This is a genomic window from Streptococcus sanguinis, from assembly GCF_020729765.1.
In the GTDB taxonomy this organism is placed as follows: Bacteria; Bacillota; Bacilli; order Lactobacillales; family Streptococcaceae; genus Streptococcus; species Streptococcus sanguinis_Q.
Genome location: NZ_JAJEPD010000017.1, coordinates 19,542 through 40,038, shown reverse-complemented (window position 1 = coordinate 40,038; position 20,497 = coordinate 19,542). Strand labels below are relative to the sequence as shown.

Sequence of the window (20,497 nt, the reverse complement as noted above, 5' to 3'; positions counted from 1 at the left end):
CTGCTGAAATTTAAAATTTAAGAGAGGAGAAAAACATGACTTTTAAATATCAAAGCAAGATTTATCTAGGAGAGGTGGCACTTTATGTAGCAGACCTAGCAAAACAAAAGGATTTTTATCAGCGTATTTTAGGCTTGGACCTTTTGGAAGAGCAGGACGGACAGGTGGCTTTGGGCAGGGACGGACAAGTTCTGGTGAGACTTTTAGCGACCAGTGACCGGCAGCCCGTTAAGTCGGTTTACGGTCTTTATCATCTGGCACTCTTACTTCCAAGTCGTCAAGCTTTGGCGGATATCCTTAAGCATTTATCAGAAAATAAAGTTCCTATGGTTGGAGGAGCGGATCACGGTTATAGTGAAGCCATTTATCTGGAGGACCCAGAAGGCAACGGCATTGAACTTTATCGGGACAAGCCTCAGGCTGATTGGGATATTCGGGAAGATGGCCGCATTATCGGAGTGACGGAAGCGCTCGCGGCTCAAGAAATCTATGAACTCGGTCAGGAAGTCCAGCCGTTTAGTATTGCTGAAGGCACTCGTATGGGCCATGTCCACCTGTCTGTGAAAAATAGCAGAGCAGCCAGTCATTTTTACCAAAAGCTTCTAGGCTTAGAGGATAAATTTTCTGTACCTTCTGCTAGCTGGCTGGCATCAGGTAACTACCATCATCATTTAGCCGTTAATGAATGGGGAGGTTCTCACTTGAATCATCGCCAACCTAAGCAACTGGGACTAGCCTATTTTGAAGCGCAAGTAGAAGGGAAAGAAGACCTAGTAGCTATTTATGAAAATGCTCAGGACTTGCAAGCGCCAGTCCGATGGATTAGCTCCCAAGAGCTAGAAGTCACAGACCCAGATGGGATTGTGGCTAAAGTTAAGACTAGAGTGGTATAATAAGGCATATCAAGAAGTTAAAAGAAAGAAAAAATATGTACAAGACTTATTATGCATCACCGATTGGCCAGATTTTCATCTTGACAGACGCAAATGCCTTGTTGGGGCTTTGGCTGGAGAATCAGAAATATTTTGGGGCAGGCTATGATTTGGAGCAAGCGCAACAGGAAGAGACAGAAGTCAGCCGACGCGTCTCTGCTTGGTTGGATGCTTATTTTAAGGGAGAAAATCCTGCGACAGATGAAATTCCATTGGCACCTCAAGTAACTGAGTTCAGAAGCAAGGTTCTGACCGTACTACAGAAGGTTCCCTATGGGCAAACGGCTACCTATTCAGACATTTTGCGGGAGTTGCAGGCTGAGTATGGAAAGATTGGCTCGGCTAGAGCAGTCGGTGGCGCTATCGGTCATAATCCGATTTCCCTTCTGATTCCCTGTCACCGGATTGTCGGAAGCGACGGCAAATTGACAGGCTATGCCGGCGGTCTTGATAAAAAAGCTTTCCTGTTGAAACTAGAGGCGGGGGAGAAGACTGAATAAATCTTTCCACTCAAGACTTTTACCATTTTACTGGTGAGAGTCTTTTGCTTGCATTAATAAACTAAAAACCCCTTTGTCAGTCGCTGTGAGTGACAAAGGGGTTTTTCATTAGTTGATATGCCATTGTGTGGCCAGCCAGTCGGCAAAGTCGGCATAGCGCTCTTTGAGGGCTTCATGATGCCCGTAAGGGTCAAATATGGAGTAAGTAGTAAGGATTTCTTTCTGAATCAAGCGATGAATTTCTTCAGCATATAAAGGAGCTTTGGAAAGTCGGTTTGAGTGATTCGCGCCTTCTGTCTTTCCATTCTGCAAATAAACCAGACAGTCCTTGTTTTTCAAGTCCTGTGTCCGGCAATAGTCGGTAAAACCTGGGTACCAAAAGGAACCACAGATAGAAAAAATACAAGGAATCTTGCAGCCACTATAGAGACTGTAAACAGCCGCTAGTCCACCGAGAGAGTAGCCACCATAGGCAATTCTCTTGTCATCCAGTAGGTAGTGCTGTCTGATTTCTGTTAATATACCTTTGAATAGTTTCTGATGGTAGCTATCCGCTCTGCCACCAAAATCGGGATTGCCAGGCTTTAGAGCATTGGCTTTCCAGGGTGTATAATCGTCCAGCCTGTTGTTTGATATCAGTCCGATTAAGATTACCGATGGAGAAAGCTTGCTTAGGTAGTTTATCTGTCCATCGTTTAGCAAGACAGCAGGATAAGGTCGTGATTTGTCATAATCTTGGGGCAGGGCAATATTGACAGTGATACCTTCCCAGACAAAGGTCTTATTTATTGACAAAGTCATTGATTTTCTCGAGTGAGTCGATTACAGCAGGACCATAATCCATGAACTCATCATAGGAGATGGTCATGATCTTCTGATTTTTGACCGCTGGTACATCTTCCAGAACTGGATTGGCTTTCATTAGATCAACTGCTTGTTCATCCATGGCCTTGTTGCGGTCGCTGGTTACGTAGATGATGACTTCTGGATCCATAGAGACCAGATTTTCCAAGGTCAAGTCAGAGGTTCCAGTCGCTACATTGGTATAGCCGAGCTGGTTAAGCAGGCTCTCCTGCAGGGCAGATTTATAGGCACCGAAAGTCTCGTCGTTGTAGGCACACATGATGAGCGCTTTTTTCTTTTCGCCTTGGCTAGCCTTATTGGCTTTCTTGACAGTGTCAATTCTTGCCTGCAGCTGGTCAGCATACTGGTTGGCCTTGTCTTGAACGTTAAAGATGGTTCCTATATTCTTGACATCTTCAACGATATTGCCTAGGTCTTGCTTGGTATTGGACAGAGAAGCCTTCTGTGTATAGACAGGGATTTTATTTTCATTCCAGGCACTGACTGTCCCCAGAGACTTCTCGGAAAACATCATGTTTCGGCCAAGAAGAGCGTCTGGCTCATAGGATAGCACAGTTTCCTGTGATACGGTTTTCTTGTCGCCGACTTGCGGAATGGTGGCAATATCAGCCTTGTATTTATCTGTGACATCGTTGTCTGGATTGAGCATACCGGCGATCTTGTCTTTCAATCCTAGTTCAATCAGGATTTCGGTCGTCGAAAGGTTGTTGGTAATGACCTTTTCCGGTGCCTTTTCAAAGACCTGATCAATCTCCTTGCCTTCGGCATCGTAAGTTTTGATTGTCACTGGGTATTTTGTCTCTGCTGTGCTCTTTTTCGCGCTTTCTGTTTTGGAGGAAGATTGTGAAGTTGAGCTTTCTTTCGTACTCTCCTTAGATGAAGAATTGCAGGCTGCCATTGTCAGTGCAGCAGTTGCGACGAGTAAGATACTGAGTGTTTTTTTCATATTGCCTTCCTTTCTTGGGTTTGGAGCTTGTATAGATAAAGCTGAGAGCAGGCTCTTATAGATACTGAATCATGGCCTGTCGATCCTTGGTCCAGATCACTTTGCTCTGAATGCCGTAAACGGCTTGCAGTGAATCATGAGTGATGGCCTCCTTTGGAGCGCCTTGGTATGCAATCTCACCTCCCTTCATGAGGTACAAATAGTCTGAATACCGACAAGCCAGTTGGATATCGTGTAAAACAGCCAAAACATTGATGTTCAGGTCTTTGACGATACGAAGCATATCCAGCTGGTATTTGATGTCCAGATGATTGGTCGGCTCGTCTAGGAGCAGTAGGCTTGGCTGTTGAGCCAAAGCGCGTGCCAGCAGGACTCTTTGCTTCTCACCGCCAGACAGGGATAGATAGGTTCGGTCCCCCTTATCTAGCATGTCCACCTGCTTCAAGGCATGACGGACGAGGGCATAGTCTTTTTCGCTCTCTTTTTGAAAAATGGACAAATGCGGCGTCCTGCCCAGCATGACGATTTCTTGGACGGTGCAGTCAAACTGGAGATGGTTAAACTGAGTTACAACGGCTATTTTCTGGGCAGCTTTTTTTATGCTGACCTGTTCAAGCGGCCTTCCGTCTAGATAAATGTTCCCGCTGTCAGGTTTGATCTGACGGTAGATTGTTTTGAGCAGACTAGTTTTGCCGCTTCCGTTGGGCCCTAAAATGGTGTGAAACTGATTTCCCTCGACCTTGAGTGAAATCCCTTTTAAAATCTCTTTTTGGCCAATAGAATAGTGGATATTTTGGCAAGTTAGATCCATATCAGCTGCTGACCTCCTTTCGGCTTTTGGCTACAATGTAGATAAAGAAGGGTGCACCGACCAAAGCAGTGAAGATTCCAATCGGCAGTTCGGCATTTTTAACCAAAATTCGAGCTAAAACATCTGCCCAGACAAGAAAGAGAGAGCCGAACAGGGTAGCGATAGGAAAGAGCCTTTTGTAGTTGGTACCGACTAATCTTCGAGCAATGTGCGGAGTGATTAGTCCGACGAAGCCGATAATACCGCAGCAGGCAACTAGCACCGCAGTCATGACTGCGACAACTGTTATATAGAGGAACCAGTAAAAACGTAGAGGGACTCCCAGTGTCAAAGCTGCTTCATCCCCCATCATCATAGTATTGAAAATACGATACTGGGAACAGAAAAACAAAAAGGAGAGACCAACAACAAGAGCCGGCAAGGCAAGGTCTGACCAAGAAGTTCCAGCCAGTGAGCCCATAGTCCAGAACTTGATGGTCATAAGGCTGTCAGCATTGGCACCGACGGAAATGATAAAGTTGGAAAAGGCAATAAAGAGAGCATTTACAACTGTTCCTGATAATATCAGACTGCTTGTCGTCATCTTTCTCTGCATGGATGCGATAAAAAGGACCACAGCTGATGCCAGAATGGCTCCTATAAAGGCGCCAGCGCCAGTAATGGATTTGAGCCCTAAGATAATGCTCAGTGTGGCTCCAAAGGTTGAACCTGCTGAAATTCCTAGGATATAAGGTTCTGCGATGGGATTATTGACAGTAGATTGCATGACGCTGCCACAGACAGACAGGCCAGCACCAGCTAGGATTCCCAAAAGCACTCTTGGAACCCGCATGTTCCAAACAATCGCGATTGTGGACGGAGATAGTTTGCCTGTGCCAAGGGGAAAACCGAGCTTGCTGAAAATAATCTGGTAAGTGTCTTGTATATCAATAGTGACCGATCCCAAGGAGACAGCTAAAAAGAGAGAACAAGCCAGAAAAATGATGAGAAGCAAGAGCAGGCAGATATAGCGAGAAAATCCGTGATTTTCTGACTTTTTAAAGAGCATCCAGACCTCCTTAACAGCAAAGATTAGAATTTTTAGACAATTTTTTCATAAAAAATTATAACATTTTTAAATCAGAAGGGCAAGATGGGATAAAAACCTGTGTTATGACAAGGTTTAATTACGCTTTATCTTTTCAGTGATGAAAACATCTTGTTGGTGTAAGAACTGGTTAGTGAAGATCAATTGAGTTTTTCGGAAAGTCTCTGACAGACGACTTCATTGGAGAAAAGTGGGTGAACCTAAATGATTTATTATAATTACTAGGAAACAAGAAAAAACGACAGAAACTTTTCTATCGTTTTTTGAAATTATAAATGCTTAAGGACTAAGACAGCTATAACAATGTCCAACAATAATAGCTCAAAGAACCAGAAGGTCTTTGCTAAGTCCAATAATCATTCAAAATATAATATAGGCTTATAAAATTCTATTCAAAATACAGCAAGTCCTTGCTAGTTTCGGTGAAGAGTTCAAAACCATTCTTAGTGACATGGCCGCAGTCTTCGATGCGGACACCGACCTTGCCAGGGATGTAAATACCAGGCTCAACAGAGAAGCACATGCCTTCTTCGATGACCATGTCGTTGCCCTCCATGATAGATGGGAATTCGTGAACATCCATACCGATACCGTGGCCAAGGCGGTGGTTGAAATACTCACCATAGCCAGCTTTTTCGATAACTTGCCGAGCGGCGCGATCTACTTCATGAGCTGTGACGCCTGGCTTGATAAAGTCAAGAGCAGCTTGCTGGGCTTCTAAGGTCAGATGGTAGATATCTTTTTTGAACTGATCCGGCTGGCCAACAGCAACAGTCCGCGTCATATCACTAGCATAGCCATTGACCATGCAGCCAAGGTCAAAGAGGAGGAGGGCGTTATTTTCGACCTTATTTGCTCCGGGAATGCCGTGCGGATTAGCTGCATTATTTCCCGTCAGTACCATGGTTTCAAAGCTCATCTCATAGCCTTCGCGCTTGATGGCAAAGTCAATCTGAGCGATGATATCCGTTTCGGTATTTTCCAGTGAAATATTGTCAAAACCAATATTAACAGCCTTGTCAGCATATTGGCCAGCTACTAGCATTTTCTGGATTTCATCGGCAGACTTAATCAGGCGCAAGCGGTTGACGTAAGGAGTCAGGTTGGCAAATTCTGCAGATTCAAAGACAGTTTTCAATCCATGATATTTGGTCAAAATCAAGTTGTCAAACTCAAGAGCGACAGTCTTGAAGGAGTGATCCGGCAGGGCTGCTTTAATCTTCTGCCAAGGATTTTCCGAGTCTATATAGCCAAGGACTGAAAAGGGAACAGCTCCTGAAGCGCGCTCAACCTCTAGAGCAGGAACGAAGAGCAGGGGCTCATGGTCAGGATAGACAAACAAAAACATCTGCCGCTCATGCGGATCGCTGTAGAAACCAGTCAGATAATTGATAGTGACTGGATCAGACAGAACAGCGGCATCTAGCTTCTCATTCTCGAGATAGTGGGTGATTTGTTGGATTTTTGTCATGGTCACAACCTTCTTTCTATGCCTCTATTTTGGCAAAAAATGTCAAAAAAAGCAAGACTTTTCAAAACTTATCAAAATACTTGAAAGTGTTTACAAGAAGTGATAAAATGGTGAATGTAGGAAAGTGAAAACGATATTTTCAATAGAAGAAAGGAAACTATATGAACACAGACGACACAGTAACGATTTATGATGTCGCCCGTGAAGCGGGAGTTTCGATGGCGACAGTCAGTCGAGTAGTGAATGGAAACAAGAACGTCAAAGAAAACACACGTAAAAAAGTTTTAGAGGTCATTGATCGTCTTGACTATCGCCCAAATGCAGTGGCACGTGGACTAGCCAGCAAGAAGACTACAACCGTCGGCGTTGTCATTCCTAATATTACCAACAGCTATTTCTCAACTCTGGCAAAAGGGATTGATGATATTGCTGAAATGTATAAATACAACATTGTCTTGGCTAACAGTGATGAGGATGATGATAAGGAAGTCTCCGTTGTCAATACTCTATTTTCTAAACAGGTGGATGGCATTATTTTCATGGGCTATCATCTGACAGAGAAAATTCGCTCAGAGTTTTCACGTTCGCGTACACCGGTCGTTTTGGCGGGTACTGTCGATGTGGAGCATCAACTTCCGAGCGTCAATATTGACTACAAGCAAGCAACGGTTGATGCTGTAGAATTACTGGCTAAACGCAATAAGAAAATTGCCTTTGTCAGCGGACCACTTGTAGATGATATCAACGGGAAAATCCGTCTATCAGGCTATAAAGATGGCTTGAAGAACAAGAAGCTTTCTTACAGCGAAGGCTTGGTTTTTGAGTCTAAATATTCTTATGATGATGGCTACCACTTGGCGGAGCGTGTCATTGCTTCCAAAGCAACTGCAGCTTTTGTCACAGGAGATGAATTGGCAGCAGGCCTCTTAAATGGTCTGTCTGATCAAGGCATCAAGGTTCCAGAAGATTTTGAAATCATTACCAGTGATGATTCGCAAGTAGCTCGTTTCACTCGTCCTAACCTTTCCACAATCGGTCAGCCCCTCTATGACATCGGCGCTATCAGTATGCGCATGCTGACTAAGATTATGCATAAGGAAGAATTGGAAGAACGCGAAGTTCTCCTAGCTCACAGCATTAGCGAGCGTAAATCAACTCGGAAATAAGCGGTGTTCTGCAAGACTGATTAGGAATTTCTCTGAACTTGAAAAGCGAGTGAAGAGACTAAGTCAATGACTGCTTTAAGAGAGTTTTATGATTATGAAGCGAGGCTGAGGTACTATACCTCAGCTTTTTTGTGTTTCCGTTCAGTTAGAGAAGTTTTCTAAGCCTTATCAGGCTTTGGATGGATTTTTTACCTCATTTGCCCTTGTGGTTTTCCTTTTTATTTTATTTTAGGTATAATAGGAAGTATGAAAGTATTACTGTATCTTGAAGGAAAGTCCGTTTTGGAGAAATCAGGAATCGGCCGAGCCCTCCAGCATCAGATGCATGCCTTGGATTTGGCTGGGATTCCTTATACGACGGACGTTTTAGGAGATTATGATGTGGTCCACATCAATACCTATGGTCCCCGTAGCTTGCTTCTTCTGCATGCTGCCAAGAGGGGCAATAAAAAAGTGATTATGCATGGGCATTCGACCAAGGAGGACTTTGAAAATTCCTTTATTGGTTCCAATCTCTTTGCTCCGCTTTTTGGTAAATATCTGACTCACATGTATAAAAAGGCGGATTTCATTATCACGCCATCGGAGTATTCCAAGCAGCTGATCCAGTCTTATGGGGTCACTACACCCATGGTGGCTGTGTCAAACGGCATTGACCTGCCTAAGTATAAGAAAGATGCTCGCAAGGAAGAAGTATTTAAAAAGTACTTCAAGATTGAAGAGGGGCAGAAGGTGGTTGTCTGTGCTGGCCTTTATTTCCGCCGCAAGGGGATTGAGGATTTTGTAGAGGTTGCCCGCAGGATGCCAGATGTACGCTTTATCTGGCTGGGCTCTATCAATCTCTGGCTGATTCCGCGCAAGATTCGCCGGCTGGTTCTCTTTGACCATCCTGATAATGTCGAATTCCCTGGTTATTTTAAGGGAGCGGTATTTCAGGGAGCCATGTCTGGAGCAGATGCTTTCTTTTTCCCGTCCTATGAGGAAACAGAAGGAATTGTTGTCCTGGAAGCCTTGGCCAGTGAGCAGAATGTTGTGCTGCGTGATATCCCGGTCTATCATGGCTGGGTAGATGAGCATTCAGCCGAGCTCTGCCATAACGTAGACGAGTTTGTCCAGTCTCTGAGAAATATCTTGGATAAAAAGGTGGACAAGCGCGAAGCAGGCTATCAGGTGGCTAAAAGTCGCTCTATTGACGATGTTGCAGATCAGTTAGTTAAGGCTTATCAAACAGTTTTGGAGATGTAAGATGCGTATTGGTCTTTTTACAGATACCTATTTTCCTCAGGTCTCTGGGGTTGCTACCAGTATTCGGACTTTGAAGACGGAGCTGGAAAAATTAGGTCACACGGTATTTATTTTTACAACGACGGACAAGGATGTCAATCGTTATGAGGATTGGCAAATTATTCGGATTCCCAGCGTACCTTTCTTTGCCTTTAAGGATCGAAGAGTGGCTTATCGAGGATTTTCTCATGCGCTAGAAATTGCCCGTCAGTACCAGCTGGACATTATCCATACCCAGACTGAGTTTTCACTAGGGCTGCTGGGGATTTGGATTGCTAAAGAGCTTCGGATTCCGGTAGTACATACCTACCATACCCAATATGAAGATTATGTGCACTATATTGCTAAGGGGATGGTCATCCGTCCTAGCATGGTCAAATATATCGTCCGTGGCTTCATGAGTGACTTGGATGGGGTTATCTGCCCTAGCGAGATTGTTTATGACCTCTTGGTTAATTATAAAATCGAAGCAGAAAAACGGGTGATTCCGACAGGGATTGAGCTGGCGAAGTTTGAGCGGCCGGAAATTTCGCGTGAGGATATCAAGAAGCTCCGTTTCAAGCTAGGACTGGCTGAAGATGAGATTATGCTGCTCAGTCTGTCCCGTATTTCTTATGAAAAGAATATCCAAGCTATCGTTGAGGCGATGCCTACTGTCCTTGAAGAAAATGACAAAGTCAAGCTAGTCATTGTCGGCGATGGCCCCTATGCGGAAGACTTGAAAGAACTGGTTGCCAAGCTTCAGATTGAAGAAGCTGTCATCTTTACAGGGATGATTGCTCCTAGTGATACGGCCCTTTACTATAAAGCTGCGGATTTCTTTATCTCTGCCTCAACCAGTGAGACCCAAGGTCTGACTTATCTGGAAAGCTTAGCCAGCGGCACACCGATTATTGCCCATGGAAATCCTTATCTGGATAATGTTATCAGTGATAAGATTTTTGGGACCCTTTATTACCAAGAGCGTGATTTATCAGGCGCTATTTTAGAGGCAATTATTGCGACGCCTGACATGGATGAGCAGAAGTTAGCAGACAAGCTCTACGAGATTTCAGCGGAGAATTTTGGCCGCAGAGTCTATGAGTTTTATTTGGATTTAACCATTTCCAAGGACTTCCATAACGAGCTTAGCCCAGAGGAAAGTGCTGCCAAGCGTCTGGCCAAGACAGTGGCTTATCTGCCTGGAAAAGTCATTTCTCTACCAATCAATGGCTCCGTTCGTATCCTCAAAGCTTCAAGTAAGCAAGTGAAAAAAATCAGGAATATTACTAAATTATTAGAATAGAAACATGCCTTGCATCATTGCGGCAATAGCTATTTATGCAAGGTTTTGTTTAGAAATAGAGGAGAGCTCTTATGAAAAAATATCTCAAACAGCTGCCTTTGTTGCTTTTGTTTTATGGCATTGTCATCGGTTCGGACTTGATTTGGAATCAAATTTGGCAGTATTTTATAGAAAATACAGAAAGTATAGAAAGGGATTTGAGCTGGCTTTCTAATCTTAATTCATTTTATTATATGTTGCTACTTCCTTTAATTGGCGCAGTAATTGTTTATATAAATACTCGGATGCAAGGTTTTTCACTGCCCTTTCTTCTTTTGATTCCGGGGGTCAATTATTATTACCTATTCAAAAACTTTTTTGACGGCCTTTTTTTCTCGGGAGATAGGCTTTATAATCCAATCACTTCCACGCTTTATAATGCTAGGGATATTCATGTCTTGTTATTCCTTTCTTTGGGAGGAATTCTCTTGGCGGAGGATCACCGTAAAAAACGTCAAGCAGCCACTTTGAGTCAAGAGGCTCTAAATCGTTTTTCTGGTTTTGATGGTCAATAGCCCTTGCAAATTTCTCCAATCGTGCTATAATGTTTTCTAGAGACAAATCACCTGCAGGAAATCTTTTAGAGAGCGCGTGGAGCTGGAAATCGCGTAGAGGATGCAGTTGGGACTACTCTATCAGCTTTTATGCAAACATAAAACGGTGGCTACGTTAGAGCCGATTCGAGGTGTGAGTCTTTTGACTTGCATAAATGAAGGTGGAACCACGTTGCGACGTCCTTTTGAGGATGTCGTTTTTCTTTTGTCAGAAGGAGGGAGAATGGTGCTTTATATGATTGGCGGATCGCCTTGTAGTGGGAAGTCAACAATTGCTTCACTTCTTGCTAGACAGTATCAGCTGCTTCATATCAAACTGGATGATTTGGTAGACGAGATGATGAGTCAAGCAAGTGCAGACTCACAGCCGATTTGCCTTCTTAGACAGGACAGAAATCCGGAACAAATCTGGATGAGAAATCCAGAAGAGATGGCAGATGAAGAATGGCGCTTTTATGAAGAGATTTTTCCTTATGTAAAATCTTACTTGATAAAAAATCAAGATAGACCTCTCTTGGTGGAGGGGGCAGGACTTTTGCCTCACTTGGTAAAGGAGCTTGAATGCCCAGTGCCCTCTTATCTATGCTTGACTCCGACAGCTGATTTTCAGAAAAAGCATTATAGACAGAGAGAATGGGTTCCTTATGTCTTAGAGGGAACAACCAATCCTGAGCAAGCCTTTGAAAACTGGATGCAGCGAGACATTCTTTTTGCTCAAATGGTTCGTAAGGAAGCGATGAAATTAGGTTATTCTAGTCTCATGACAGATGGTCGTCAATCAGAAAAGCAGACTGCGGAAGAGATTGCTCGAATCTTTAAATTGTCCAATATAAATAGAATAGATATTAAAGGAGAAAACACATGATTAAGATTACTTTCCCAGATGGCGCTGTTCGTGAATTCGAGTCTGGCGTTACAACTTTTGAAATTGCTCAATCTATCAGCAATTCCCTGGCTAAAAAAGCTTTGGCTGGTAAATTCAATGGCAAACTGATTGATACAACTCGTGCCATCACTGAAGATGGTGCCATTGAAATCGTGACACCTGACCACGAAGATGCTTTAGATATCTTGCGTCACTCTGCAGCCCACTTGTTTGCACAAGCAGCTCGCCGTCTTTTCCCAGATATTCACTTGGGCGTTGGTCCTGCCATTCAGGATGGTTTCTACTACGATACGGACAATGAAGCAGGGCAAATTTCAAATGAAGACCTGCCTCGTATCGAAGAAGAAATGAAGAAAATCGTCAAAGAAAACTTCCCGTCCATCCGTGAGGAAGTGACCAAGGATGAGGCGCGTGAAATTTTCAAAAACGATCCTTACAAGTTGGAATTGATTGAAGAGCACTCAGAAGATGAGGGCGGTTTGACCATCTACCGTCAGGGTGAATATGTGGATCTCTGCCGTGGGCCTCACGTTCCATCTACAGGTCGAATCCAAATCTTCCATCTCTTGAACGTGGCTGGTGCATACTGGCGCGGGAACAGCGACAATGCTATGATGCAGCGGGTCTATGGTACTGCTTGGTTTGACAAGAAAGACCTGAAGAAATATCTGCAAATGCGGGAAGAGGCTAAAGAACGCGACCACCGTAAGTTAGGTAAAGAGCTGGATCTCTTCATGATTTCACAAGAAGTGGGTCAAGGCTTGCCATTCTGGCTGCCAAATGGTGCGACGGTCCGTCGCGAGTTGGAGCGCTACATCGTTGATAAAGAGTTGGCTTCAGGCTACCAACACGTCTACACTCCGCCTTTGGCTTCGGTGGAACTCTATAAGACTTCTGGCCACTGGGAGCACTACCAAGAGGATATGTTCCCAACCATGGATATGGGTGATGGGGAAGAGTTTGTTTTGCGTCCGATGAACTGCCCTCACCACATCCAAGTCTATAAACACCATGTTCACTCTTACCGTGAGCTGCCAATCCGTATCGCTGAGATTGGTATGATGCACCGTTACGAAAAATCTGGTGCCCTGACTGGTCTTCAACGTGTACGCGAAATGTCCTTGAATGACGGTCACCTCTTTGTTACTCCTGAACAAATCCAAGAAGAATTCCAGCGTGCGCTGCAGTTGATTATCGACGTTTACGCTGATTTTAACTTGACAGAATATCGTTTCCGCCTGTCTCTTCGTGACCCTCAGGATACGCATAAGTATTTTGATAACGATGAGATGTGGGAAAATGCCCAAACCATGCTGCGAGCAGCCTTGGACGAAATGGGTGTGGCCTACTTTGAGGCAGAAGGAGAAGCAGCCTTCTACGGCCCTAAACTTGATATCCAGGTTAAAACAGCCCTAGGAAATGAAGAAACCCTGTCAACTATCCAGCTGGACTTCCTCTTGCCAGAGCGTTTTGACCTCAAGTATGTCGGAGCTGACGGTGAAGAGCATCGCCCAGTTATGATTCACCGTGGGGTTATCTCAACCATGGAGCGCTTCACGGCCATCTTGATTGAAAATTACAAGGGTGCCTTCCCGACCTGGCTGGCTCCGCATCAAGTGACTTTGATTCCTGTTTCTAACGAAGCCCATATTGACTATGCTTGGCAAGTGGCTAAAAAGCTGCGTGACAAGGGTGTACGTGCTGATGTGGATGAGCGTAATGAAAAGATGCAGTACAAGATTCGTGCCTCACAAACTAGCAAGATTCCTTATCAACTCATCGTTGGTGACAAGGAAGTCGAAGACGGTACTGTTAATGTCCGCCGCTACGGTCAAAAAGAAACACATACAATACCAGTAGACGAATTTGTAGAGCAAATCCTAGCAGACATTGCCAGCAAATCCCGCCTTGAAAAGTAGAACTCATTAGATAGCGATTAAACCCGAGCAATTGGCTCGGGTTTCGTTTATAGATTATTTAGGAAGATTCCTGATTTCTGCTTGATACCATTCAATTTTATTATCTAATTTTTTAAGTGACATTTGCCAATTTTTAATTTGTTCTTGAACAAAGCTGCGGTGCTTCTGCAGCATTTCTAAGCGTTCTTTCAGGCTGCCATCACCTTGGCAGCGTAAGTCAGCATATCTCTGAATATCTTTCAAATGCATACCCGTATCTTTTAAACGCTGGATAAACTGAACCCAGGCAAGATTGTTCTCATCATAGAAACGCTGACCGCTTTGATCTCTATCAACTTTAATCAATCCTCGTTTCTCATAATATCGGAGCGTATGCGTTGATAAATTAACTTTTTGGGCAAATAGACCGATTTTCATAAAAAACCTCCTTTGAATTCTTGACTTAGAGTATGGTCTAAGATTTATAATGACATTGTAATCGTTTAAGGAGGTAAATGCAAATGAAAAATAAGCGATTTGAACGTGGATTGGAAAGACTCAATCAGATTGATGGTGAGGGCGGTGAGAAGGTCATTTCCTCTCTGAAAGAAATAGCTCCCGATCTAGGAGACTATATTGTAGAATTTGCTTTTGGCGATATCTATAGTCGGGAGGGACTGAATCTACAGGAGAGAGAAATCGTCACTCTTGCTAGCCTTTTGACACAGGGAGGTTGTGAAGCACAGCTGGAAGTACATATTCAAGCGGCTTTAAATGTTGGCTTAACCCCCGAAAAGATTATAGAATGCTTTTTGCAATGCATCCCTTACGTCGGATTTCCTAGGGTACTAAATGCTGTTTTTCTAGCTGACAAACTATTTAAAAAAGAGTAATAAAAAGGCCGCTGATTACATCAGTGGTCTTTCTAGTTTTAATTCAAGTATTTATCCACATAATCATCAAAATCAGGATACTCATTTCGGTTCATGGCATAGAGCATTTCCCCATAGAGAGGGTCGCTAGACGGGTCATCAGGTTCTAGAAGAGTAGCTATTTTCATATCATCATCTGGGAAAAGGATGGTGTAGTGATAGGTGTCGCTGACAGTGATACTGTAATATTTAGTGTTATCTTGGTAGCCTGACTTATCTATCTTATAGTGAAATTCTTTATCGCCTAGCTTGCCTGTCTTGTCATTGAAGACAATGTCAATGTTCTCTCCATTTGCTTTCTGAGCCTTCCATTTTCCCTGGAAGCTAGTGTGCTGACCGCAGGCGCTGAGAAAGATTGCTGTTAAGAAAGTGATGAAAAGCCATGTTAGTTTTTTCATATCGTTCTCCTTGTCTATCCTTTGATATTATTCTACCACAAATATTAAAAATAAAAAAGCTGAGTTGGTAAACTCAACTTTTAGAAAGCAGTTCTGTATTTGAGCTATCTATTCTGCAGCTTGAGCCCAGCGTTGGGATAGCTTGCGCGAGAAGCTGGAAATGGCGAAGTTAATCAGGAAATAGATGGCTGCTACTAATAGGTAGAGCGCGAAGACTTGTTCAGCTTCAAAATAGCGTCCCATCAGAATTTGAGCAGAACCAAAGAGCTCTTGGAGCGCAATAACAGAATAGAGAAGGCTGGTATCCTTAATCACTGTGACAAACTGAGAAATGATGGCTGGCAGCATTTTCCGAATAGCCTGAGGTAGGATGATATAACGCAAAATCTGAAACTGGGTAAATCCTTGAGATAAGCCAGCTTCAGTCTGACCTGGGTCAATGGCATTGAGGCCGCCTCGGATAATTTCTGCCAAAGCAGCAGAAGTAAAGACAGTGAAGCTGATGATACCGGCTGGCGTTGACTTAATCTGAAAGACTAAAAAGATGGTGAAAATCCAGAGCAGATTGGGTACATTACGGACAAATTCAATGTAAATGCTGGCAATCAGCTTGAGCAGTTTATTTTTTCCATTTCGCATGACTGCTAGAATAGTTCCAAAAATCGTGGATAGGACAATGGAAATGAAAGAAATTTGCAGCGTCAGCCAGAGCCCCTTAAGGATAAAGAGGAGGTTGTTTGCGGTTAAGACTTTTAAAATATTTTCCATAGAGACCTCCTTAGATGCTGTAAGCTTGTTTATTAGCTTCCTCTACCTTACGTCCCCAGCTAGCGATTGGGAAGCAAAGGAGGAAGTAGAGCAAAGCTGCTCCAGCAAAGGCTGGGATGTAGTTGGAATTCAGAGCAGACCAGGACTTGGTCACGAACATCAGATCCATACCAGAGATAATAGCGACGGTAGAAGTGTTTTTTATCAGATTGACAACCTGATTGATTAACGGTGGCAGGATAATCCGAAAAGCTTGAGGTAGGATGATGTATCGCATGGTTTCTACATAGGTAAAGCCCTGAGATAGTGCAGCTTCAGTCTGTCCACGAGGAATGGACTGGATACCTGAGCGAATAACTTCAGCGATATAAGCACCGTGGTACAGTCCTACACAGAGCACCGCAGTCCAATAGATTGAGGGCATGATGGTGTAATTGCTGACTAGCGGAAGACCGTAAAAGACAATTACAAATTGAACTAAGAGTGGTGTATTCTGGTAAAACTCAACAAAAACACGAGCTAGACCACGTAGAACTTTATGCTTACCTGTGCTGATAGCTCCAAAGAAAATCCCTAGTAAAAGAGCCAAGGTCAGGGCACCGATAGAAATAGCTAAGGTAAAGAGGAATCCTTGGAAAAACTTGCCAAAGTCCGCAAAGTAGGCCTGCCAAGAAGAAATACTAAAACTCATGGGGTCTCCTTTCTAATCATCCGTTGAAGTAGATGGTTTTAAATCATATTTGTCATAAATTTTCTGTAGACTGCCGTCTTCCTTCCATTTAGAGATTAGGCCATCTACATAGTCATTCAATTGAGTATTGGATTTTTTTGTTACCACACCATAATCGGCTTTTTTGAAGCTGTAATCCAGAATGTTTGACTTGGAACTTACATAGCCGGTCAGGATGGACTTATCAACAGAAATGGCATCAATACGGTGAGCCCGCAAGGAAACAGCAAGTTCAGGATAGGAGCCTAACTCCACATATTTGAAGTTGAGCTTTTTCTCTTGGGCGATTTCTTCTAGCAAGGTCTGAGTGATAGAGCCTTGAACGACGCCAATAGTCTTGTTATTCAAGTCCTTAACGTCTGTAATTTTGCTAGATTTATTAACTAGAAAACCAGAAGCATCTGTGTAGTAAGGGGTTGTGAAATTATAGATTTCCTTACGCTCATCTGTGATGGTAAAGGTCGCAATGACCATGTCAACTTGTCCGTTGTCCAGAAGTGGTCCGCGTGTTTGTGCGGTAACTGGGACGTAGTTGATTTTGACGCCTAGTTCCTTAGCGATTTTCTTTGCAATATCGATTTCTAAGCCGCTGTAAGTATTGCTATCAGGATTGAGGTAACCAAAGTTAGGTACATCCTGCTTGACACCGACATTGAGGACTCCGCGTTTCTGGATAGCCTTGACCTGTTGGCTGGTACTGGAATCGGCCTGTGCAGGAGCGGCGTGAATCAAGCCTAGAGTCAGAAGGAGTAAGAGTAGGCTGATGAGTATTTTTTGTAATTTCATAGTTCTTCTCCTTTCTAAGAAAGCACGTTATCACTCTCATGGTTGATAATTTTACTGAGAAACTGCTTAGCGCGAGGTTCAGTAGGATTGTCAAAGAAAGCATCAACATCAGTAGTATCCACTAGCACCTCACCGTCTGCCATGAAGATAATGCGGTCAGCTACCTCACGGGCAAAGCCCATTTCGTGTGTGACCACAATCATGTTCATGCCGTCTTTGGCTAATTTTTGCATAACAGCCAGAACATCCCCGATTGTTTCAGGGTCTAGGGCAGAAGTTGGTTCATCAAAGAGCAAGAGCTCAGGATGCATGGCTAAACCGCGGGCAATGGCAATCCTTTGCTTTTGTCCACCGGACAGCATGCCTGGGTAAGAGTCTTTCTTGTCCCACATGTTGACAAATTCTAGATATTTTTGAGCGATTTTTTTAGCTTCTTGTTTATCCATTCCTAGAACTTTAATAGGCGCCAAGGTAACATTTTCTAACACCGTTTTGTGGGGGTAAAGATTAAAGTGTTGAAAGACCATTCCGACTTCTTTGCGTAAGTTGACCAGATCTTTGGCAGCAGCGTTCACGATCTCGTGGCCGTTGACAATCAAACTTCCCTGATCAATGCCTTCTAAAGCGTTGATTGTACGGATAAGAGTAGATTTTCCTGAGCCAGATGGTCCCAGCAGTACAACTACTTGCCCTTTTTCAAAACTGAGATTGATATTGCGCAGAGCATGGTAATCTCCGTAATACTTTTCGACATTTTTAAATTCAACTAAAGCCATATCTTTCTCCTTTGTGTTAGATAATATGACATAGATTTTACCATAGAATAAATAAACTGTCAAATTGAATAAAAATGACTATTTTTATTCAGAGAGAAATTTTTTTGATGAGAATCGTCCATTTTCTACAAATGTGGAATAAAAATGGCTTGAATTAGTGTTTTTTAAGAAAACTTTGGTATAATAAGACTATATAAATAAATAAAATTGGATTGGGAGTCTAGCTAGGCAAACTAGATTGCCTTTTGCACGTTTTGATGCAGGACGACTTAGCTGACTATGTCACAACTTTTCTATCATGGAGTTGATTCAATCCCAATCTTATGTTAAGGTGAACATATGAAGAAAATATTAGTTGTAGATGATGAGAAACCAATCTCAGATATTATTAAGTTTAATATGGCCAAGGAAGGCTATGAGGTTTTGACTGCTTTTGATGGTAAGGAAGCCTTGGAAATGTTTGAGGCAGAACAGCCAGACATCTTGATTCTGGACTTGATGTTGCCAGAAGTGGACGGACTGGAAGTGGCTAGGACTATTCGCAAGACCAGCAATGTTCCGATTATTGTATTGTCTGCTAAAGACAGTGAGTTTGACAAGGTTATCGGCCTTGAAATTGGTGCTGATGACTATGTGACCAAGCCTTTCTCAAATCGTGAGCTGCAGGCGCGTGTCAAGGCACTTCTTCGTCGGGCAGACCTTGTTGTGGAAAACCAATTAGAAGAAAGTGGCCCAAACGAGTTGACCATTGGGGAACTGCAGATTTTGCCAGATGCTTTTGTTGCTAAGAAGCATGGCAAGGAGCTGGAGCTGACCCACCGTGAGTTTGAGTTGCTTCACCATTTGGCGACACATATCGGACAAGTGATGACACGTGAGCACTTGCTGGAAACAGTATGGGGCTATGACTATTTTGGCGATGTCCGTACAGTCGATGTGACCATTCGTCGCCTACGTGAAAAGATTGAAGATACGCCAAGCCGGCCTGAGTACATCTTGACTCGCCGCGGAGTTGGCTATTATATGAGAAATAATGATTGAAGCAATTAAACAATTTGTGATTTCTGCGGATTTTGTCTTTGCAATCATTATTATCGGCTTCATTGTAGTTGTGGCCTTGCTTTTATTGGAAAATCGCCGGGATAACCAAAAGCTTGTACAGCTTAATCAAAAGGTTAAAGATTTGATTGCAGGTGACTATTCTGAAGTGCTGGACATGCAGGGAAGTCCGGAAATCACAGATATGACCAACAGTATCAATGACCTCTCAGAGGTCATTCGACTGACACATGAAAACCTTGAGCAAGAAACAAAACGCCTTTCCAGTATCCTGTCCTATATGACAGATGGCGTGCTTGCGACCAACCGTCGGGGGCAGATTATCACTATCAACGATATGGCAACCAAGCAGTTGGGAGTTAAGAGAGATGAGGTCCAAAATATGAGTATTTTGGATCTGCTTTCGATTTCAGACGAGTATGATTTGAGGGATCTGATTACCAATGTTCCTGAGCTGACGATAGATTCTCAGGATGAAAATGGTGAGTATTTGAGCTTGCGGGTTCGCTTTGCCTTGGTAAGGCGGGAGTCGGGCTTCATTTCTGGTTTGGTAGCTGTCTTGCATGATACGACAGAGCAGGACAAGGAAGAGCGGGAGCGTCGACTCTTTGTCTCCAACGTCAGCCATGAGTTGCGGACTCCGCTGACCAGTGTTAAGTCCTATCTGGAAGCCCTGGATGAGGGAGCTTTGTCTGAGCCAGTAGCACCGGACTTTGTCAAGGTATCGCTCAATGAAACCAACCGCATGATGCGGATGGTGACGGACTTGCTCAGCTTGTCACGCATTGACAATGAGACCAGTCATCTAGAAGTGGAGCTGACGAATTTCACGGCTTTTATTACCTTTATCCTCAATCGCTTTGACAAGATAAAAAACCAAGACGAGACTAAGAAATATGAGATTATCCGTGATTATCCGATAACACCGATCTGGGTGGAGATTGATACAGATAAGCTGACCCAGGTCATTGATAATATCATGAACAATGCCATCAAGTATTCACCAGATGGTGGAACCATTACTGTTTCCATCAAGACAACTGATGAGCAGTTGATTCTCTCGATTGCGGATGAAGGTCTGGGGATTCCCAAGCAGGACCTGCCTAAGATTTTTGACCGCTTTTATCGAGTGGACAAGGCACGTAGCCGTGCACAGGGTGGAACGGGTCTAGGGCTAGCTATTGCCAAGGAAATTGTCAAGCAGCATCAGGGCTTTATCTGGGCTAAGAGTGAGTATGGTGTGGGCTCGACCTTTACCATTGTCTTGCCTTATGAGAATGATGGTGTCCGGGATGACGACTGGGATAATGAAGATGATATATAGA

General features: G+C 43.5%; 22 protein-coding genes. 11 read left to right on the top strand and 11 right to left on the bottom strand.

The window, feature by feature from the left end; translation table 11 throughout:
• The first annotated feature begins 35 nt into the window (after positions 1-35).
• Positions 36-893, top strand: coding sequence for a VOC family protein (locus K4H96_RS01100; RefSeq protein WP_223337104.1), 858 nt, complete (start codon positions 36-38; stop codon positions 891-893).
• Positions 894-928: 35 nt separating this feature from the next.
• Complete coding sequence (locus K4H96_RS01095; RefSeq protein ID WP_223337103.1) at positions 929-1,432, top strand: methylated-DNA--[protein]-cysteine S-methyltransferase; 504 nt, start codon at positions 929-931, stop codon at positions 1,430-1,432.
• Positions 1,433-1,540: 108 nt separating this feature from the next.
• On the opposite strand, the gene K4H96_RS01090 is transcribed toward K4H96_RS01095, so the two are convergent.
• The 5 genes from K4H96_RS01090 to K4H96_RS01070 form a co-directional block, all read right to left on the bottom strand.
• Complete coding sequence (locus K4H96_RS01090) at positions 1,541-2,233, bottom strand: alpha/beta hydrolase (RefSeq protein ID WP_223337102.1); 693 nt, start codon at positions 2,231-2,233, stop codon at positions 1,541-1,543.
• Positions 2,214-3,242 carry an ABC transporter substrate-binding protein gene (locus K4H96_RS01085; protein WP_223337101.1) on the bottom strand — a complete coding sequence of 343 codons (1,029 nt, stop codon included), beginning with the start codon at positions 3,240-3,242 and terminating at the stop codon, positions 2,214-2,216. The genes K4H96_RS01090 and K4H96_RS01085 overlap by 20 nt, the downstream gene beginning before the upstream one ends.
• 55 nt (positions 3,243-3,297) lie before the next feature.
• Positions 3,298-4,053, bottom strand: a complete 756-nt coding sequence (locus K4H96_RS01080; protein ID WP_223337100.1) for an ABC transporter ATP-binding protein — start codon at positions 4,051-4,053, stop codon at positions 3,298-3,300.
• Position 4,054: 1 nt separating this feature from the next.
• Positions 4,055-5,101 carry a FecCD family ABC transporter permease gene (locus K4H96_RS01075; protein ID WP_223337099.1) on the bottom strand — a complete coding sequence of 349 codons (1,047 nt, stop codon included), beginning with the start codon at positions 5,099-5,101 and terminating at the stop codon, positions 4,055-4,057.
• Positions 5,102-5,528: 427 nt separating this feature from the next.
• On the bottom strand, positions 5,529-6,611 hold the full coding sequence (locus K4H96_RS01070) for a M24 family metallopeptidase (protein WP_223337098.1): 1,083 nt from the start codon (positions 6,609-6,611) through the stop codon (positions 5,529-5,531).
• Positions 6,612-6,772: 161 nt separating this feature from the next.
• On the opposite strand from K4H96_RS01070, the gene ccpA reads away from it, so the two are divergent.
• From ccpA to thrS, 6 genes are all read left to right on the top strand, one after another.
• Positions 6,773-7,777, top strand: a complete 1,005-nt coding sequence (ccpA, locus tag K4H96_RS01065) for a catabolite control protein A (protein WP_002894913.1) — start codon at positions 6,773-6,775, stop codon at positions 7,775-7,777.
• Between the two features lie 246 nt (positions 7,778-8,023).
• Positions 8,024-9,022: a glycosyltransferase family 4 protein gene (locus tag K4H96_RS01060; RefSeq protein ID WP_223337097.1), complete on the top strand. Its 999-nt coding sequence runs from the start codon at positions 8,024-8,026 to the stop codon at positions 9,020-9,022.
• A 1-nt stretch (position 9,023) separates the two neighbouring features.
• Positions 9,024-10,346: a glycosyltransferase family 4 protein gene (locus K4H96_RS01055; RefSeq protein WP_061595105.1), complete on the top strand. Its 1,323-nt coding sequence runs from the start codon at positions 9,024-9,026 to the stop codon at positions 10,344-10,346.
• Between the two features lie 71 nt (positions 10,347-10,417).
• Positions 10,418-10,900 (top strand): hypothetical protein, encoded by a 483-nt coding sequence (locus tag K4H96_RS01050; RefSeq protein WP_223337096.1) that lies wholly within the window; start codon positions 10,418-10,420, stop codon positions 10,898-10,900.
• A 211-nt stretch (positions 10,901-11,111) separates the two neighbouring features.
• Entirely contained in the window at positions 11,112-11,804 is a 693-nt protein-coding gene (locus K4H96_RS01045) for an AAA family ATPase (RefSeq protein ID WP_185758705.1), read from the top strand.
• Positions 11,801-13,744: a threonine--tRNA ligase gene (gene thrS, locus K4H96_RS01040; protein ID WP_223337095.1), complete on the top strand. Its 1,944-nt coding sequence runs from the start codon at positions 11,801-11,803 to the stop codon at positions 13,742-13,744. Before K4H96_RS01045 ends, thrS begins: the two co-directional genes overlap by 4 nt.
• 54 nt (positions 13,745-13,798) lie before the next feature.
• Here the strand turns inward: thrS and K4H96_RS01035 are convergent, their stop codons facing one another.
• Complete coding sequence (locus K4H96_RS01035) at positions 13,799-14,161, bottom strand: MerR family transcriptional regulator (protein ID WP_223337094.1); 363 nt, start codon at positions 14,159-14,161, stop codon at positions 13,799-13,801.
• A 77-nt stretch (positions 14,162-14,238) separates the two neighbouring features.
• Here K4H96_RS01035 and K4H96_RS01030 point away from each other — a divergent pair, with 77 nt between their 5' ends.
• The gene (locus K4H96_RS01030; protein ID WP_002899930.1) at positions 14,239-14,616 is read left to right on the top strand and encodes a carboxymuconolactone decarboxylase family protein; all 378 of its coding nucleotides are present in this window, start codon (positions 14,239-14,241) and stop codon (positions 14,614-14,616) included.
• Positions 14,617-14,654: 38 nt separating this feature from the next.
• Here K4H96_RS01030 and K4H96_RS01025 read toward each other — a convergent pair whose 3' ends face one another.
• From K4H96_RS01025 to K4H96_RS01005, 5 genes are all read right to left on the bottom strand, one after another.
• Positions 14,655-15,053 (bottom strand): hypothetical protein, encoded by a 399-nt coding sequence (locus tag K4H96_RS01025; RefSeq protein ID WP_223337093.1) that lies wholly within the window; start codon positions 15,051-15,053, stop codon positions 14,655-14,657.
• 108 nt (positions 15,054-15,161) lie between these two features.
• Positions 15,162-15,821 (bottom strand): amino acid ABC transporter permease, encoded by a 660-nt coding sequence (locus K4H96_RS01020; RefSeq protein WP_002912899.1) that lies wholly within the window; start codon positions 15,819-15,821, stop codon positions 15,162-15,164.
• A gap of 10 nt (positions 15,822-15,831) precedes the next feature.
• Entirely contained in the window at positions 15,832-16,512 is a 681-nt protein-coding gene (locus K4H96_RS01015) for an amino acid ABC transporter permease (protein ID WP_002906090.1), read from the bottom strand.
• Positions 16,513-16,524: 12 nt separating this feature from the next.
• Positions 16,525-17,337, bottom strand: a complete 813-nt coding sequence (locus K4H96_RS01010) for a transporter substrate-binding domain-containing protein (protein ID WP_223337092.1) — start codon at positions 17,335-17,337, stop codon at positions 16,525-16,527.
• Positions 17,338-17,351: 14 nt separating this feature from the next.
• Positions 17,352-18,113: an amino acid ABC transporter ATP-binding protein gene (locus K4H96_RS01005; protein ID WP_002894934.1), complete on the bottom strand. Its 762-nt coding sequence runs from the start codon at positions 18,111-18,113 to the stop codon at positions 17,352-17,354.
• Positions 18,114-18,452: 339 nt separating this feature from the next.
• On the opposite strand from K4H96_RS01005, the gene yycF reads away from it, so the two are divergent.
• A complete protein-coding gene (yycF, locus tag K4H96_RS01000) occupies positions 18,453-19,154 on the top strand; it encodes a response regulator YycF (protein WP_223337091.1) in 702 nt (233 codons plus the stop codon).
• A complete protein-coding gene (gene vicK / locus K4H96_RS00995; protein ID WP_223314160.1) occupies positions 19,147-20,496 on the top strand; it encodes a cell wall metabolism sensor histidine kinase VicK in 1,350 nt (449 codons plus the stop codon). Before yycF ends, vicK begins: the two co-directional genes overlap by 8 nt.
• Position 20,497: the final 1 nt, after the last annotated feature.